Source organism: Streptomyces sp. NPDC051051 (assembly GCF_040682975.1).
Classification (GTDB): domain Bacteria; phylum Actinomycetota; class Actinomycetes; order Streptomycetales; family Streptomycetaceae; genus Streptomyces.
This window is the reverse complement of sequence record NZ_JBFBCB010000011.1, coordinates 113,496-128,999: the sequence shown is the minus strand read 5'-3', so window position 1 is coordinate 128,999 and position 15,504 is coordinate 113,496. Positions and strand designations below refer to the sequence as shown.

The following is a 15,504-nucleotide window of genomic DNA, read 5'->3' as shown; positions in this document are numbered from 1 at the left end:
GCGTCCGGTGGACGCGGGGACGGGCCCGGCACCCGATAGCCTTTCGAGCCACATCCAGTGGTTCCCAGCAGGCGGTAGGCAGATGGACTTCCCCCCGGCGGACTTCCCCGCGGACTTCCCGGCACAGGCGCATCCCCATCCCCACGGCGGATGGCCCGGCAACGAGCTGGAGGAGGTGCTCTCCGCCTCCCTCGGCGTGCCCGGGGCCGGCGGACGGATCGTGGAGGTGCTCGGCCGCAGCTTCGTGTGGGTGCCGCTGCCCGCCGGGGGCGGCCCGCACAGCGGCCCCCTGGACCTGCCCACCCTGGAGCTGGAGGGCCAGGCGTACGTGCCCGTGTTCAGCTCCGAGGAACAGTTCCGGCAGGTCGTCGGCGCGCACATGTCGTACACCGTCGCCCCGGCCGTCGAGTTCGCCCGCGGACTGCCCCCGCAGGTCGGCATCCTGGTGAACCCGGACGGCACGGTCGGCATCCCGCTGCCCCCGATGGCCGTCGCCGAGCTGTGCCGGGCCGGCCGCACCCCGCTGGACGGTCCCGCCGGCGGCGGCCGGGTCCGTCTCTACGAGCCCGACTGGCAGGACGACCCGGTGGACTTCCTGTCCGCCGCCACCGCCGAGTTCGAGGCGACCGGCGTCGTCCTGACCGCCCGCCGCTGCCTCGCCGCGATCGAGACGGCCGACCCCGTGATGTTCGTCGGCGTCGAACTCTCCCCGTGGGAGGGCGATCTGCGGGCGCTGCCCCTGGAGGCCCTCGGCAAGGCGCTCGGCCGGGCCCGGGCGCCCTGGCCGGTCAACCTCGTCCTGCTCGATGTGACGGAGGACCCGGTGGCCCGGTGGCTGAAGGAGCGCGTGCGGCCGTTCTACTCCCGGATCCACTGAACGCGTTCCGCCCCGGTGGGCGCCGGCGCCGCGAGGGCCCGGCGGGCGCCCCGGCCCGGTCCCGCCGGCGGCGGACGAGCGGGCCCCTCGGGGGGACCCGTTGTCGGCGAAGACACCTAAGCTGGTCTCCCGAAAGCGGGGCAACTTATCGAAGGGGCGGTACAGGTGAGCGCCAGCGGCATCGCGGCCGGGCAGGTCGAGCACATGCTGCGCCAGGTGACCCCCGGGCGCTACGACGCCTACGAGGCACTCCTGCGCGCCCTCGCGACCCCGGGCACCGGCCAGGTGTGGATGCTGCTGTGGCAGGGGCAGGCCGGTTCCGCCGACGCCCAGTACGGCACGATGGACGTCGAGGGGCACGGCTACGCCCCCTGTGTCACCTCCGCCCAGGAACTGTCCGCGAGCGGCTGGAACCGGTCGTACGAGGTGGTCGACGGGCTGGACGCCGCCCGCACCCTCTACCCCGACCACTACGGCCTCTGGCTGAACCCGCACGCCCCCGGCGGCGGCGTCGGCATCCCCTGGCTCGACCTGCGGCGGATCGCCACCGGTCTGGACCGCCAGCCGGCCGGGCCGCTGCGGCTGTCCGAGCCGGCCATCGAGATCCCGCAGTTCTACGCCCTGCTCGCGCAGAACGCCCACCGCACCCCGGCCCTGCGCTCCCTGCGCCGCGCCTGGGTCCAGCCGGCCCTCGGCGCGCCCTACCTCGCCCTCGGGCTCGACGTGTACGACACCTCCCCGCAGGCCGTGGACGCGGTGCGGGCGATGATGCAGCAGTCCGTCGGCGCGGTGCCGGACGGCCTGCCGGTGTCCACGGTCACCATGAGCGACGACTACGACCCGGTGGTCCTCTGGATGCGCGCCCACGCCCGCCCCTTCTACGACCGCGAGGCGCACGCGCCCGCGGCGCCGGCCGCACAGGCCCCCGCGGGCGGTTACGGCTTCCCGCCGGCCGGTCGCCACTGATGCGCCCCGCTGTCCGCCCCCGCGAGTCGACTCAGTGAATCTTCGCGCGTAGATAGGTGCGGTAAGTCCGTTTATGGACGGTTCTGTCATAACTCGTAGGCGTCCGCCCCTCGTTACCCACCGTCCGGATAACGGAATCCTCCTGAGAGCATCACGTTTACGCATCCTTTCCCCTTCAAGTCTGGCTACAGATCGCCAAAGCGTTGAAGACTCCCGCATCAGGGGTGCTTTCGCCCCTGTGTACGACGGACTGATCACGCCGCTACAGCGGCAAGTGTGGGCCGGCTACCGCCGGTTGAGAGGGGTCCCTGCCAGATGACGGCACCATTGCACGAGCCGACCGCGGAAGCGGCCCCGAGCCCGGCCGAGGAAGCGGCGGTGGCCACCGCCGACGCGAAGGCCGTACAGGGCCGTTCCCTGGGTCGGATCGCCTGGGAGCGCCTGAAGCGGGACAAGCTCGCCCTGACCGGCGGCATCGTGGTGCTCCTCCTCGTCGTGGTCGCACTGCTGGCCCCGGTGATCACCTCGATCCTGGGCCAGGACCCGAACGAGTACCACGAGAACCTCATCGACCCGCTGTTCGGCACCCCCACGGGCTCCCTCGGCGGCATCAGCGGCGACCACCTGCTGGGCGTCGAGCCGGTCAACGGCCGCGACATCTTCGCCCGCATCCTCTACGGCGCCCGGATCTCCCTGCTGGTCGGCTTCCTGTCGGCCGTCGTCGCCGTGATCCTCGGCACCGTCCTGGGCATCCTCGCCGGCTTCTTCGGCGGCTGGGTCGACTCGGTCGTCAGCCGGGTCATGGACGGTCTGCTCGCCTTCCCTCAGCTGCTGTTCATCATCGCGCTGGTCTCCGTCATGCCGAGCAACCTGCTGGGCCTCACCGGCTCCAACGTGCGCGTCTTCGTCATGATCCTGGTCATCGGCTTCTTCGGCTGGCCCTACATCGGACGTGTGGTGCGCGGTCAGACCCTCTCCCTGCGAGAGCGCGAGTACGTGGAGGCCGCCCGATCGCTGGGCGCCGGACGGCTGTACATCCTGTTCAAGGAACTGCTGCCCAACCTCGTGGCCCCGATCGTCGTCTACACCACGATGATGATCCCCACCAACATCCTCACCGAGGCGGCACTCAGCTTCCTGGGCGTGGGCGTCAAGCCGCCCACGGCCTCATGGGGACAGATGCTCTCGAGCGCGATCGACTACTACGAGTCCGACCCCATGTACATGGTGGTCCCGGGCCTGGCGATCTTCATCACCGTTCTCGCCTTCAACCTCTTCGGCGACGGCGTGCGGGACGCGCTGGACCCGAAGGCCTCTCGCTGAGCCGCCGTACCTCAACTGTCCCGTGGCATCTACACGGGGTCTCTCATCTATCCGGAGGATCCGAGATCGTGACTACCCAACGCACCTCAGGGCGGCGGAAGCAGGCACTTGCCGCTGCTGCCGCGGTCGCCGCGCTGCTGACCACGGCGGCGTGCGGCGGCGGTTCGGACGACGGCGACAACGGTTCGAAGACCGGTGCCGCCGGCTTCGACGCCGCGAACAACAAGGTCGCCCAGGCGTCCGCCGCCAAGAAGGGCGGCACGCTGAAGTTCGGTGCCGCGCAGGACGCCGACTCGTGGGACACCACGCGTGGCTACTACGGCATGATGTGGAACTTCGCGCGCTACTACAGCCGCCAGCTCGTCACGAACAAGACGGAGCCGGGTGCCGCGGGCGCCGAGATCACTCCGGACCTCGCCACCGCGACCGCGAAGATCACGGACGACGGCAAGACCTACACGTACACCCTGCGTGACGGCGTCACGTGGGAGGACGGCAAGCCGATCACGTCCAAGGACGTGAAGTACGGCATCGAGCGCGTGTGGGCGCAGGACGTCCTGTCCGGCGGTCCGACGTACCTGAAGGACGTGCTCGACCCCAAGGGCGAGTACAAGGGTCCCTACAAGGACACCTCCGCCGACAAGCTCGGTCTGAAGGCCATCGAGACGCCGGACGACAAGACCATCGTCTTCAAGCTCCCCGTGGCCAACTCGGACTTCGAGGAGATGCTGGCCCTGGTCTCGGCCTCGCCGGTCCGCCAGGACATGGACACCAAGGCCAAGTACGGCCTGAAGCCGTTCTCCTCGGGCCCGTACAAGTTCGCGTCCTACAGCCCGGGCAAGGACCTCAAGCTGGTCCGCAACACCAACTGGAAGCAGGCCTCGGACCCGGTCCGCAAGGCCTACCCGGACGAGATCACCATCAAGTTCTTCTCGGACGCCAACCAGCTCGACCAGCGTCTGCTGAGCGGTGACCTGGACCTCGACCTGAACCAGACCGGCATGTCGCCGCAGGGCCGCACCACCGCCCTGAAGCAGCACAAGGCCAACCTGGACAACCCGGTCTCCGGCTACGTCCGTTACGCGGTCTTCCCGCAGAGCGTCGCGCCGTTCGACAAGCTCGAGTGCCGCAAGGCCGTCATCCTCGGCGCCGACCACGTGTCGCTCCAGACCGCGCGCGGTGGCCCGATCGCCGGTGGCGACATCGGCACCAACATGCTGCCGCCGTCCGTCCCGGGCGCCGAGGGTCAGAAGTACGACCCGTACAAGCTCGCCGGTGACAACAAGAGCGGCAACGTCGCCGAGGCCAAGGCGGCCCTGAAGGCCTGCGGTCAGCCGAACGGCTTCAAGACCACCATCGCGGTCCGCAACAACAAGCCGGTCGAGGTGGCCACGGCCCAGTCCCTCCAGGCCTCGCTGAAGAAGATCGGCATCACCGCCGAGATCGACCAGTACGACGGCTCGCAGACCGCCGGCATCATCGGCAGCCCCTCGAACGTGAAGAAGAAGGGCTACGGCATCATCATCATGGGCTGGGGTCCGGACTTCCCGTCCGTCCAGGGCTTCGGTCTGCCGCTGTGGAACAGCAAGTACATCGCGGAGAGCGGTAACAACAACTACGCGCTCATCAAGGACAAGACCATCGACGGTCTGTTCGCCCAGTACGTCACCACCCTGGACGACGCCGGCAAGACCAAGATCGCCACGGAGATCAACCACAAGGTGATGGAGGGCGCGTACTACCTGCCCTTCGTCTTCGAGAAGTTCATCAACTGGCGCTCGGACAACCTGGCGAACGTCTACACCACCGACGGTTACAGCGGTCAGTACGACTTCGTGAACCTCGGTCTGAAGAACCCGAAGAAGTAGTCCCGGCACACCCGCCGAACGGCACGAAAGGCAGGTGAAGGCCGGCGCAGCGTGAGCGCGGGCCACCGGAAGACCTCCGGTGGCCCGCGGTCCGCGGCGGGCCGAGAGCTGTGCTCGCTTACCTCATCAGGCGGTTGTTCGCCGCCGCAGTGATGCTTGTGGTCATCGTCATGGTGGTCTTCGGCATCTTCTTCCTCATCCCCAAGTGGGCCGGCGTCGACATCGCCTTGAGCTTCGTGGGCAAGCAGGCCGACCCGGCCGCGGTCGAGGGTGTGCGCGAGAAGCTGGGTCTGGGCGACCCGATCTACGCCCAGGTCTGGGAGTTCTTCAAGGGGATCTTCGCCGGACGCACGTACACCGGCGGCGGCGACTCCATCAACTGCGCCGCGCCGTGCTTCGGCTACTCCTTCCGCAGTGAGCAGGCCGTCTGGCCGGTCCTGACCGACCGCTTCCCGGTGACGCTGGCCCTCGCGCTCGGCGCCGCCGTGCTGTGGCTGCTCCTCGGCGTCTCGGCGGGTGTGCTCTCCGCGCTCAAGCGGGGCAGCCTGTGGGACCGCGGCGCGATGGTGATCGCGCTGTCGGGCGTCTCCCTCCCGATCTACTTCACCGGCATGGTCGCGCTGTCGATCTTCGTGTACGGACTGGACCTGTTCGACGGCCAGTTCGTCCCGCTGGAGGAAAGCTTCTCCGGCTGGTTCGGCGGAATGATCCTGCCCTGGGTCACCCTGGCGTTCCTGTACGCGGCGATGTACGCGCGCATCACCAGGGCCACCATGCTGGAGATCCTCGGCGAGGACTACATCCGCACCGCCCGCGCCAAGGGCCTCAAGGAGCGGGTCGTCATCGGCAAGCACGCCATGCGCTCCACGATGACGCCGCTGCTGACCATGCTGGGCATGGACCTCGGCGCCCTCATCGGCGGTGCGATCCTGACCGAGACGGCGTTCAACCTGCCCGGCCTCGGCCAGGCGGTCCTCAACGCCATCAAGAACCAGGACCTGCCCGTCATCCTGGGTGTCACCCTGATCACTTCCCTCGCGGTGCTCGTCGCCAACCTCGTGGTGGACATCCTGTACGCCGTGATCGACCCCCGAGTGAGGCTCACATGACCGACCTCAGCAAGAGCGGAGCGGCCGTGGGCGAACCCACCGCCGCCTCGCCCGCGCCGAGCGCCTTCCTCGAAGTGCGCGACCTGAAGGTGCACTTCCCCACCGACGACGGTCTGGTGAAGTCCGTCGACGGGCTCAGCTTCCAGCTGGAGAAGGGCAAGACCCTCGGCATCGTGGGTGAGTCGGGCTCCGGCAAGTCGGTGACCTCGCTGGGCATCATGGGTCTGCACACCGCCGGCCAGTACGGCAAGCGCAAGGCCCAGATCTCCGGCGAGATCTGGCTGGACGGCACCGAGCTGCTCTCCGCCGACCCCGACCACGTGCGCAAGCTGCGCGGCCGTCACATGGCGATGATCTTCCAGGACCCGCTGTCGGCGCTGCACCCGTACTACACGATCGGTCAGCAGATCGTGGAGGCGTACCGCATCCACCACAACGTGGACAAGAAGACCGCCAAGCGCCGTGCGGTCGAGATGCTCGACCGGGTCGGCATCCCGCAGCCGGACAAGCGGGTGGACAACTACCCGCACGAGTTCTCCGGCGGTATGCGCCAGCGCGCGATGATCGCGATGTCGCTGGTGAACAACCCCGAGCTGCTCATCGCGGACGAGCCGACGACCGCCCTGGACGTGACCGTCCAGGCGCAGATCCTCGACCTGATCCGCGACCTCCAGAAGGAGTTCGGCTCCGCGGTCATCGTCATCACCCACGACCTGGGCGTCGTCGCCGAGCTGGCCGACGACCTCCTGGTGATGTACGGCGGCCGGTGCGTCGAGCGCGGCCCGGCCGAGAAGGTGTTCTACGAGCCCCGCCACCCCTACACCTGGGGCCTGCTCGGCTCGATGCCGCGACTCGACCGCGACCAGCAGGAGCGCCTGATCCCGGTCAAGGGCTCCCCGCCCTCCCTGATCAACGTCCCGTCCGGCTGCGCCTTCAACCCGCGCTGCCCGTACGCGGACCTCCCGAAGGACAACGTCACCCGCACCGTCCGCCCGGAGCTGGCCGAGGTCGGCAGCCGGCACTGGGCCGCCTGCCACCTGGGCAAGGAGCAGCGGGAGCGTATCTGGACCGAAGAGATTGCGCCGAAGCTGTGAGTGACGAGAAAGCGGTGAGCATCCCCGCGCAGACCGACGGTGAGCCGAGCGGCGGCGCCGCCACCCTCACCGAGGACGCCGCCCGCGGCGAGGTCCTGCTGAAGGTGACCGGGCTGCAGAAGCACTTCCCGATCAAGAAGGGCCTGCTCCAGCGGCAGGTCGGCGCCGTGCACGCGGTGGACGGCCTGGACTTCGAGGTCCGCTCCGGCGAGACCCTCGGCGTGGTGGGCGAGTCCGGCTGCGGCAAGTCGACGATGGGCCGGCTGATCACCCGGCTGCTCGAACCGACCGGCGGCACGATCGAGTTCGAGGGCAAGGACATCACGCACCTCGGTGTCGGCGGCATGCGTCCGCTGCGCCGCGACGTGCAGATGATCTTCCAGGACCCGTACTCGTCGCTGAACCCGCGGCACACCATCGGCACGATCATCGGCGCTCCCTTCAAGCTCCAGGGCGTCACGCCCGAGGGCGGCATCAAGAAGGAAGTGCAGCGGCTGCTGTCGGTCGTGGGTCTCAACCCCGAGCACTACAACCGCTACCCGCACGAGTTCTCCGGCGGTCAGCGCCAGCGCATCGGCATCGCCCGCGCGCTCGCGCTGAACCCGAAGCTGGTGGTGGCGGACGAGCCGGTCTCGGCGCTCGACGTGTCGATCCAGGCCCAGGTGGTGAACCTGCTCGACGACCTCCAGCAGGAGCTGGGCCTGACGTACGTGATCATCGCGCACGACCTCTCGGTCGTCCGGCACGTCTCGGACCGGATCGCGGTGATGTACCTCGGCAAGATCGTCGAGCTGGCGGACCGCGACCTGCTGTACAAGACGCCGATGCACCCGTACACCAAGGCGCTCATGTCGGCGGTGCCGATCCCGGACCCGAGCCGCAAGAACACCAAGAGCGAGCGCATCCTGCTCAAGGGCGACGTGCCCTCGCCGATCTCCCCGCCCACCGGCTGCCGGTTCCACACCCGGTGCTGGAAGGCGACGGAGATCTGCAGGACGACCGAGCCGAAGCTCGTCGAGCTGCGGCCGGGCCAGCAGGTGGCCTGCCACCACCCCGAGAACTTCGAGGACCAGGCTCCGCAGGACACCGTCCTGCTGACGGCCGCGAAGGAAGCGGCGGAGCTGGTGGCCGACGAGGTGCTCGCGGAGTCGGCCCTGACGTCGGCGGCCGTGGCGGCGGAGGTCGAGGCCGAAGCCGTGGTGGAGGCAGAGGCCGTGGCGGAGGCCGCGGTGGAAGCCGAGGCCGTGGCGGAGGTCGCGGCGGAGGCGAAGGCCACGGCGGAGGCCGAGGCTGCTGCCACCACGGCCCCTGAGCCCGCCGGGGCTTCCGAGCCGGACGCTCCCGAGGCTGCCGCCCCCGAGGCCGCTGCCTCCGAAGAGGAGCCTCCTGCCAAGGAGAAGTAAGTAGAGCGCGAGCCCCTGCCTTGCAATGTAAGGCAGGGGCTCTGTGCTGGGTGAGAATAGTAGGGTGCTCCACCAACTCTTCAGCCCATCCGTCCAGCACACGCTCGACCTGATCGGCATCTTCGTCTTCGCGATCTCGGGCGCGCTGCTGGCCGTGCGCAAGAACTTCGACGTCTTCGGCATCGCCGTGCTCGCCGAGGTGACCGCGCTCGGTGGCGGCATCTTCCGGGACGTGATCATCGGGGCGGTGCCGCCCGCCGCCTTCACGGACCTGGGCTACTTCCTCACCCCGCTGCTCGCGGCCCTCCTCGTCTTCTTCCTGCACCCGCACGTGGAGCGCATCCAGTCCGGCGTGAACGTCTTCGACGCGGCCGGCCTCGGCCTGTTCTGCGTCTCGGGCACCGTGAAGGCGTACGACCACGGCCTGGGCCTCACCGCGTCCGCGGCTCTCGGGCTGGCCACCGCCGTCGGCGGCGGTGTGCTGCGCGACGTCCTCGCCAACGAGGTGCCCTCACTGCTGCGCTGGGACCGCGACCTCTACGCGGTCCCGGCGATCGTCGGCGCCACCATGGTGGCGGTCTGCCTCCACTACGACGTCCTCACCCCGGCCGCCAGCGGGACGGCCGCGCTCACGGCCTTCGTCCTGCGGCTGCTCGCGATGCGGTTCCACTGGCGAGCGCCGCGTGCGTGGAACCGTCGCTCGACGGTGCGGGAGGAGTGACGCCGCCGGCCGGGCCCCGTCGGCCGAACCGCGTCGTCAGCCAGCGGAAGGCGGGGACCACCTGCGGCCGCCACAGCGCCATGTTGTGACCGCCCGCGCTCTTCGGGATGTGGACGACGTGGACGGTGGTCGGGGCCTCGGCCGCCCGCTGGAGGTCCAGGCCCGCCTCGTAGCCGTCGTGCGGCTGGCCGGAGACGTAGAGGGCGACCGGGGGCGGGGCGACGGCCTCGCGCAGCAGCAGGTAGGGGTTGTTCGCCCGGCGCAGGGCCGGGCTCTGCGCGGCGAGGGAGTCGCGCTGGGCGATCGGGTCGTTGTAGCCGGACAGGCTGACCGCCGCCCGGTAGCGGTCGGGACGGGCCACGGCCAGCTTGGCCGCGCAGTGCGCCCCCGCCGAGTAGCCGGCGACCGCCCAGCCCCGCGGGGCGGGCTCGGCGCGGAAGTTGTCCCGCACCATCTTCGGCACGTCCAGGCTCAGCCAGGAGTCGGCGTTGACCGTACCGGGCACGTTGGCGCAGCCCGTGTCCACGCCGGGCAGCAGGGTGGTGCGCGGTGCGACCAGGATGAACGGCGCCACCTCGCCCTCCCGCATCAGCGGCAGCAACTGCTCGTGCACGCCCAGTGCCCCGAACCACGACTTCGGCGACCCCGGGTACCCCGGCAGCAGCTCCACGACGGGGAACGTGCGGTGCCGGTACGCGGGGTCGTCGTACTGCGGGGGCAGCCACACGTAGACCTCGGCGTTCACGCCGGAGACGCGGCCTTTCAGCTCGGTGACGCGCACCCCGCCCGCCGCGTGCATGCCGGGCCCGTCGGCCCGGGTGAACGTCTGCCGGACCCGGGGGAGCCGCTCCACGGCGATGTCGCCGGTGCCGTCGGGACCGAGGTCGGCTGCCCGCTGCACGTGGCTGCCCGTGCCCAGCAGGTCGGCCCAGTCGTCGTAGAGGTTGTTGGCGTTGTTGACCAGCGTGAAGACCAGCGCGACGGCCGTGCCCTGGGCGAACACCAGCATCAGCATCCGGGCCGCGACCCGCAGGACCCGGGGTCCGGGCAACCGCGACCACAGCAGCAGCGGTACGGCGAGAGCGACGACGCACAGGGCGATCAGGCTGTAGAGGAACGGGGTCCCGGTCAGGCTCATGTCTGTGGAGAGGGGAAACGGGGGGCTGAGGTTTACGGACGAGTGCGGACACTTACCGGGAAACCGCCCGGACGCCATCTCCCTGTCGCCCCTTGTATCGGGTGTGAACTCGCGACGGTCGGCGGATCGGCCCGGGTGGCGGCGTCAGGCACCGTGCGGTCCCGTGGACGGCCCGGCGGCCGACCGCCGGGCGACGGCACCGGACTGCCCGTAGCGGCGACCACCCCGGTGACAGAGCCCTGCCGGACCTGGGCGCCCCCGGCCTCCGTCGCATCACGAGCCCGCGCGGGCGGCGGGGACCGCCCTGCGCAGGGACAGGGCGAAAGCGCAGCTGGTGACGGTGAGGGTGACGATCGGTGGCGGGGGCAGGAGCAGGGCGGACGTCGCCAAGGCGGCCAGGGAGAGCGCGAGGGTGATCCGTCCGAAGGCGGTGCGGCGCTGGACGAGGGCGGGGGCGTGGCGGACGGCGGCGAGGATCAGCAGGCCGCAGGCGATGGCGAAGAGGGCCATCGCGATGCTGATGCCGTTGAAGACATCCAGGACCGTGCGTTCCAGGCCCAGCAGGGTGTAGGCGGACTCCCGCATGGCGGTGTCGGCCTCACGTTGTTGCGGGGGCCGGGTGACCGCCGCCGAAGCGGCGGAGAGGGCGAGGTGGCCGAGGCCCAGGAAGACGAAACCGTAGGCGCCGACCGCGAAGGGCCGGACGGAGTCCGCCCGGCGGAGGGGGCGGGGCGTGACTGTGGTGTTCACCGTTGCTCCGTGACGTTGACGGGGGTGGGGGCGGAGGGTGGCTGCCAGCTCAGGACCGCGTCCAGGGCTCTCAGCGACAGCGCCTGCGGCGTGGCTCGTACGGCCAGGTTCCGGATGGACACGGCGAGTGGGTGGGAGAGCCGGGCGAGTTCGCCGACGTGCCGGGAGCGGCGGCTGATCCGGGTGGTCCGCCGGTGCCTGGCCCTCGTGTAGGCGGCGAGCGCGGCCGGTACGTCGTCGGCGGACGCGAGGAGGTGCGCCGCGACCACGGCGTCCTCGATGGCCTGGCAGCCGCCTTGGCCCAGGTTGGGAGTCATCGCGTGGGCGGCGTCGCCGAGCAGGGCCACCCGGCCGACGTGCATCCGGGGCAGAGGCGCGGCCAGCTCGTGGAAATCATGGCGGAGTATGCCGACCGGGTCCGGGCCCCGCTGGTTCAGCCGGTCCAGCAGTGCGGGTATCGGATCGTGCCACGCACCGAAGCGCCGGGTCAGCTCCGCGTGATGGTCGGTTTCCGGCCTCGTGCCAGGGCTGGAAACGGTGGTGGCGTAGACGTAGACACGTCCATCGGCGAGTGGAACGACGCCGAACCGCTCGCCCCGCCCCCAGGTTTCGGCAGCCTGCCGGGCAGGCAGGCCCGCACCGGGAAGCACCGCTCGCCATCCGGCTTCACCGGCGTGACGCAGCCCGCGGTGAGCGGGGAAGAGCTGTCCGCGGAGCACGCTGCGCATGCCGTCCGCCGCCAGTACGACGTCGGCACGCAGGTCGCCCGCCGACGTACGCGCGACCACGGCGTCCCCCGCGTCGTCCACGCCGGTCACCGACACGCCCAGGCGCACGACGCCGGCCGGCAGGGCGGCAGCGAGAGTGTCGATCAGGAAGCCGCGGTGCACGGCGCGCGCGGGCAACCCGTAACGGGCGGACACCGCACCGCCGTCGGATCGGCTCAGCCACGTGCCGTCGGGCGTACGCAGCCCGACCTGACCGGGCAGGGCGTCACCCGCCCACAGGTCGGGACCCAGGCCGATCGAACCCAGGGCGCGCAGTGCGTTCGGGGCGAGCACGATGCCGGCGCCGATGCCCGTGAGCACGGGGGCCCGTTCGCACACGGTGACGCGCCATCCGCGGCGGCTCAGGCCCACCGCCGCGGTCAGGCCCCCGATCCCGCCTCCGGCCACCACGGCATGACGGACACCCATCTCGACTGCCTCCCTCCGCCCATGTCGCCTCTACATCTGTAGAGGCGAACGTGTCCGCACTCTACATCTGTAGAGTGCGGGCATGTCCATCCCTGATCGTCGGGACCTGATCGCCGACGCCGCCATCGGCATCGTGGCCGCCGCCGGGCTGCGCGGCCTGACCCACCGGGCGGTCGACGCCGCCGCGGGCCTGCCGGCCGGCAGCACGTCGTACTACTTCCGCACCCGCAGCGCCCTGATCGGCGCCTGCTACCTCCGCCTGGCCGAACTCTCGGTCGCCGACGCGGACCGCTGGGACGCGGACCACGGGCGCCCGGACCTGGACTCCGCCGCGGGCGCGCTGGCCGCACTGCTGCACCACTGGCTGACGGCGGCGCGCGACCGCCAGCTCGCCCGCTTCGAACTCGCTTTGGAGGCGGCCCGTCGGCCTGAGTTGCGTGCCGACCTGCAGGCCGCCGGCCTCGCGGTACGGTCCAGGGTCACCGCCCTGCTGGCGGCGCTCGGGGCTCCCCGTCCGGCGCCGGCGGCGGATCTGCTCGTCGCCTGGACCGACGGTCTGCTGTACGACCTGCTCGCCGGCGCGCCGGCCGCGACCCGTCCGCCGCCCGGTGTGACCGAGCTGACCCCGATGGTCCGGCGCATGCTCGAAGCCGCGCTTTCCACCTGACCGAGGCCGACGGCCCCGTCGGCGTGGGGCCGTGCCCGGCTGGTGAGCGGGGCGGGGTCATGAGAGGAAGGAAGAGAAAAGCTACCGCTTAGTATTTTGCTGTTGTACCGTTCACGCATGTCTGAAGCAGCCATCGCCCCCGCCGCCCTCGGCGACAGCGAGTTCGACCGCGACACCGCCGTCACCCTCCGCGAGCCCGGCGTGTACGACACGGAACTCTCGGCCGGCTGGACCATCTTCGGCGCCGTCAACGGCGGCTACCTGCTCGCCGTACTCGGCCGCGCGCTCGCCGACGCGCTGCCGCACGGCGACCCGTTCACGGTCACCGCCCACTACCTGAGCGCCTCCCGTCCCGGCCCGGCGGTCGTCCGCACCGAGACGGTCCGCGCCGGCCGCACGGTCTCCACCGGCCAGGCCTCCCTCTTCCAGTACGACGACAACGGCCGCGAAGTCGAACGGATCCGCGTCCTCGCCTCCTACGGCGACCTCGGCGCCCTCCCCGACGACGTCCGCACCTCCGCCCGGCCGCCCGCCTTCCCCCCGATCGGCCAGTGCTTCGGCCCCGAGGACGGGCCCGCCCCCGCTCCCGACGCCGACCAGCAGCCCATCGCCGAGCGGCTGATGCTCAAGCTCGACCCGTCGACCGTCGGCTGGGCGCTCGGACAGCCCTCCGGCAAGGGTGAGATGCGGGCCTGGTTCGGGCTCGCCGACGGCCGGGACGCCGACCCGCTCTCCCTGCTGCTCGCGGTGGACGCCCTGCCGCCCACCGCCTTCGACCTCGGCATCGCCGGCTGGGTCCCGACGATCGAGCTGACCGTCCACGTCCGCTGCCGTCCGGCCCCCGGCCCCCTGCGCGTCTCCCTCGCCACCCGCAACCTCGCGGGCGGGTTCCTGGAGGAGGACGGCGAAGTCTGGGACAGCGAGGACCGGTTGGTGGCGCAGTCCCGGCAACTGGCGCGCGTACGCCTCGCGTGACGACGCTCCCGGTCGGCCACGGGCCCGGGGCGATGTCTTGAGCCGGGCTTTGCCCGATTGACAGGAGACGGACAGAGGGGTCCCAAGGAAGGCCCAAACGCCGTTGGTTGAGTGGCGGTCTCAGGCCTTCCTCATCCTTTCTGGAGCTGTCTCCCATGAAGCGTGTGCCGACGATGCCGGTACGTCTCCTCCCCGCGGCCGCCCTGCTGGCACTCACGCCGCTCGCCCTGGTGGCCTGCGGATCGGGCGACTCGGCCTCCTCCGGCGACGGCACGTCCGGGCAGGGGGCGTGTCAGCGGCCGAGCGGGATGCCGAGCGGAGCGCCGTCAGGGGCGCCCACGGGGGCCGCGGCTTCGGGGGCCGCCTCGGGGGCGCCGTCGGGTGCCCCCACCGGCACCCCGACGGGCGTGCCGACCGGCGTTCCCTCCGGCATGCCGAGCGGCGGGCCCGGCGGGGGACAGGGCGGCTGCGGCGGCGGGCCGGGCGGCGGTCGGGCCGGTGGTGGTCAGGGTCAGCCGACACAGCAGGTGCAGCAGACGCAGCAACAGGGCTGAAGGCGCGGGCGGGTTCGCGCGAGGCGGGGCGGCCGCTCGGGGACGAGCGGCCGCCCCGCCCGTTTCCGCGTCCCCGCCCCGGTACCGTGCGTCCCGCCGTCTCAGGAGTCGAGCCAGTGCCGGCGGCCGATGCTGATGAGCCGCATCTGACGGGTCGCGAGCCGGACGACCCGGTCCAGGTCGCCGTCCGGGGCCCTGCCGGACTCCTGGGCCTCCCGCGCCTCCAGGAAGAGTGAGCCGGTGACGATCATCTGGTCGACGTAGAGGTGCGAGAGCATCAGCAGATCGTCCCCGCTCCACTCCTCGGCCGCGGGGTCCTTGGCCAGCTCCGCGCACACCTCCTCGGCGAAGCGGCCGAGCTGCTCCCGGATCGCCTCCCGGACCGGCTGGACACCGCCGTGCCGCTCCCGGGCGATGAACCGGACGTGCGCGGGGTACGCGTGGACGTGACGGGCGATCAGGTCGACGGCCCGTGCGATGCGTTCGTCACTGGAGTCGGCTGCGGTCACCGTGGTCCCGATCATGGGGTGCAGACTGCCCAGCGCCTCCTCGACCAGGGCCACACCCAGGTCCGCGATGGAGCGGAAGTGCCGGTAGAAGGCGGTCGGGGCGACGCCGACGGCGCGGGTGACCTCGCGCAGGCCGAGGCTGCTCAGGCTCTGGTCCTCCAGCAGCCCCAGCGCGGCGTCCAGGAGTGCCTGCCGGGTCTTCTGCTTCTGGGCCTGCCGGATGCCGAGGGTGTGACTCATGTCATCCAGTTAACAACTGTTCTCCGTAATTGCCAAGCAGGGAACCCGCTAGACTGGGTAGTCAGTGAACAACTGTAACTATATCTGTTCACCGGAACGTCACGAGAGACGGAC

General features: G+C 71.0%; 15 protein-coding genes. 11 read left to right on the top strand and 4 right to left on the bottom strand.

What is annotated here, in order from left to right; genetic code table 11:
- The first annotated feature begins 82 nt into the window (after positions 1-82).
- From AB0N31_RS11680 to AB0N31_RS11645, 8 genes are all read left to right on the top strand, one after another.
- Positions 83-877, top strand: coding sequence for an enhanced serine sensitivity protein SseB (locus tag AB0N31_RS11680; protein ID WP_366058182.1), 795 nt, complete (start codon positions 83-85; stop codon positions 875-877).
- 165 nt (positions 878-1,042) lie between these two features.
- Entirely contained in the window at positions 1,043-1,843 is an 801-nt protein-coding gene (locus tag AB0N31_RS11675) for an enhanced serine sensitivity protein SseB C-terminal domain-containing protein (RefSeq protein ID WP_366058181.1), read from the top strand.
- 315 nt (positions 1,844-2,158) lie between these two features.
- Positions 2,159-3,166 (top strand): ABC transporter permease, encoded by a 1,008-nt coding sequence (locus tag AB0N31_RS11670; protein ID WP_366058180.1) that lies wholly within the window; start codon positions 2,159-2,161, stop codon positions 3,164-3,166.
- A gap of 68 nt (positions 3,167-3,234) precedes the next feature.
- Positions 3,235-5,034 (top strand): ABC transporter substrate-binding protein, encoded by a 1,800-nt coding sequence (locus AB0N31_RS11665; RefSeq protein ID WP_366058179.1) that lies wholly within the window; start codon positions 3,235-3,237, stop codon positions 5,032-5,034.
- Between the two features lie 110 nt (positions 5,035-5,144).
- Positions 5,145-6,143 (top strand): ABC transporter permease, encoded by a 999-nt coding sequence (locus AB0N31_RS11660; protein WP_366058178.1) that lies wholly within the window; start codon positions 5,145-5,147, stop codon positions 6,141-6,143.
- Complete coding sequence (locus AB0N31_RS11655) at positions 6,140-7,237, top strand: ABC transporter ATP-binding protein (protein WP_366058177.1); 1,098 nt, start codon at positions 6,140-6,142, stop codon at positions 7,235-7,237. Before AB0N31_RS11660 ends, AB0N31_RS11655 begins: the two co-directional genes overlap by 4 nt.
- Before the next feature lie 14 nt (positions 7,238-7,251).
- Positions 7,252-8,640, top strand: coding sequence for a dipeptide ABC transporter ATP-binding protein (locus AB0N31_RS11650; RefSeq protein ID WP_366058215.1), 1,389 nt, complete (start codon positions 7,252-7,254; stop codon positions 8,638-8,640).
- Positions 8,641-8,704: 64 nt separating this feature from the next.
- The gene (locus tag AB0N31_RS11645) at positions 8,705-9,361 is read left to right on the top strand and encodes a trimeric intracellular cation channel family protein (RefSeq protein ID WP_366058176.1); all 657 of its coding nucleotides are present in this window, start codon (positions 8,705-8,707) and stop codon (positions 9,359-9,361) included.
- On the opposite strand, the gene AB0N31_RS11640 is transcribed toward AB0N31_RS11645, so the two are convergent.
- From AB0N31_RS11640 to AB0N31_RS11630, 3 genes are all read right to left on the bottom strand, one after another.
- Positions 9,270-10,499, bottom strand: a complete 1,230-nt coding sequence (locus AB0N31_RS11640; RefSeq protein ID WP_366058175.1) for an alpha/beta hydrolase-fold protein — start codon at positions 10,497-10,499, stop codon at positions 9,270-9,272. The genes AB0N31_RS11645 and AB0N31_RS11640 overlap by 92 nt on opposite strands.
- A 273-nt stretch (positions 10,500-10,772) precedes the next feature.
- Positions 10,773-11,249, bottom strand: a complete 477-nt coding sequence (locus AB0N31_RS11635; RefSeq protein ID WP_366058174.1) for a hypothetical protein — start codon at positions 11,247-11,249, stop codon at positions 10,773-10,775.
- Complete coding sequence (locus AB0N31_RS11630) at positions 11,246-12,445, bottom strand: FAD-dependent monooxygenase (protein ID WP_366058173.1); 1,200 nt, start codon at positions 12,443-12,445, stop codon at positions 11,246-11,248. Before AB0N31_RS11630 ends, AB0N31_RS11635 begins: the two co-directional genes overlap by 4 nt.
- Before the next feature lie 82 nt (positions 12,446-12,527).
- Here AB0N31_RS11630 and AB0N31_RS11625 point away from each other — a divergent pair, with 82 nt between their 5' ends.
- The 3 genes from AB0N31_RS11625 (at position 12,528) to AB0N31_RS11615 (ending at position 14,641) form a co-directional block, all read left to right on the top strand.
- Positions 12,528-13,112 carry a TetR family transcriptional regulator gene (locus tag AB0N31_RS11625; protein ID WP_366058172.1) on the top strand — a complete coding sequence of 195 codons (585 nt, stop codon included), beginning with the start codon at positions 12,528-12,530 and terminating at the stop codon, positions 13,110-13,112.
- Positions 13,113-13,229: 117 nt separating this feature from the next.
- Positions 13,230-14,087 (top strand): thioesterase family protein, encoded by an 858-nt coding sequence (locus AB0N31_RS11620; protein WP_366058171.1) that lies wholly within the window; start codon positions 13,230-13,232, stop codon positions 14,085-14,087.
- Between the two features lie 155 nt (positions 14,088-14,242).
- Entirely contained in the window at positions 14,243-14,641 is a 399-nt protein-coding gene (locus AB0N31_RS11615; RefSeq protein WP_366058170.1) for a hypothetical protein, read from the top strand.
- Positions 14,642-14,742: 101 nt separating this feature from the next.
- Here the strand turns inward: AB0N31_RS11615 and AB0N31_RS11610 are convergent, their stop codons facing one another.
- A complete protein-coding gene (locus AB0N31_RS11610; RefSeq protein ID WP_366058169.1) occupies positions 14,743-15,390 on the bottom strand; it encodes a TetR family transcriptional regulator in 648 nt (215 codons plus the stop codon).
- Between the last annotated feature and the right edge of the window lie 114 nt (positions 15,391-15,504).

Coding starts and splice junctions, on each gene's coding strand:
- AB0N31_RS11680 (WP_366058182.1), top strand. CDS start 83: ATGGACTTCCCCCCGGCGGACTTCCCCGCGGACTTCCCGGCACAGGCG.
- AB0N31_RS11670 (WP_366058180.1), top strand. CDS start 2,159: ATGACGGCACCATTGCACGAGCCGACCGCGGAAGCGGCCCCGAGCCCG.
- AB0N31_RS11655 (WP_366058177.1), top strand. CDS start 6,140: ATGACCGACCTCAGCAAGAGCGGAGCGGCCGTGGGCGAACCCACCGCC.
- AB0N31_RS11640 (WP_366058175.1), bottom strand. CDS start 10,499: ATGAGCCTGACCGGGACCCCGTTCCTCTACAGCCTGATCGCCCTGTGC.
- AB0N31_RS11630 (WP_366058173.1), bottom strand. CDS start 12,445: ATGGGTGTCCGTCATGCCGTGGTGGCCGGAGGCGGGATCGGGGGCCTG.
- AB0N31_RS11625 (WP_366058172.1), top strand. CDS start 12,528: ATGTCCATCCCTGATCGTCGGGACCTGATCGCCGACGCCGCCATCGGC.
- AB0N31_RS11620 (WP_366058171.1), top strand. CDS start 13,230: ATGTCTGAAGCAGCCATCGCCCCCGCCGCCCTCGGCGACAGCGAGTTC.
- AB0N31_RS11615 (WP_366058170.1), top strand. CDS start 14,243: ATGAAGCGTGTGCCGACGATGCCGGTACGTCTCCTCCCCGCGGCCGCC.
- AB0N31_RS11610 (WP_366058169.1), bottom strand. CDS start 15,390: ATGAGTCACACCCTCGGCATCCGGCAGGCCCAGAAGCAGAAGACCCGG.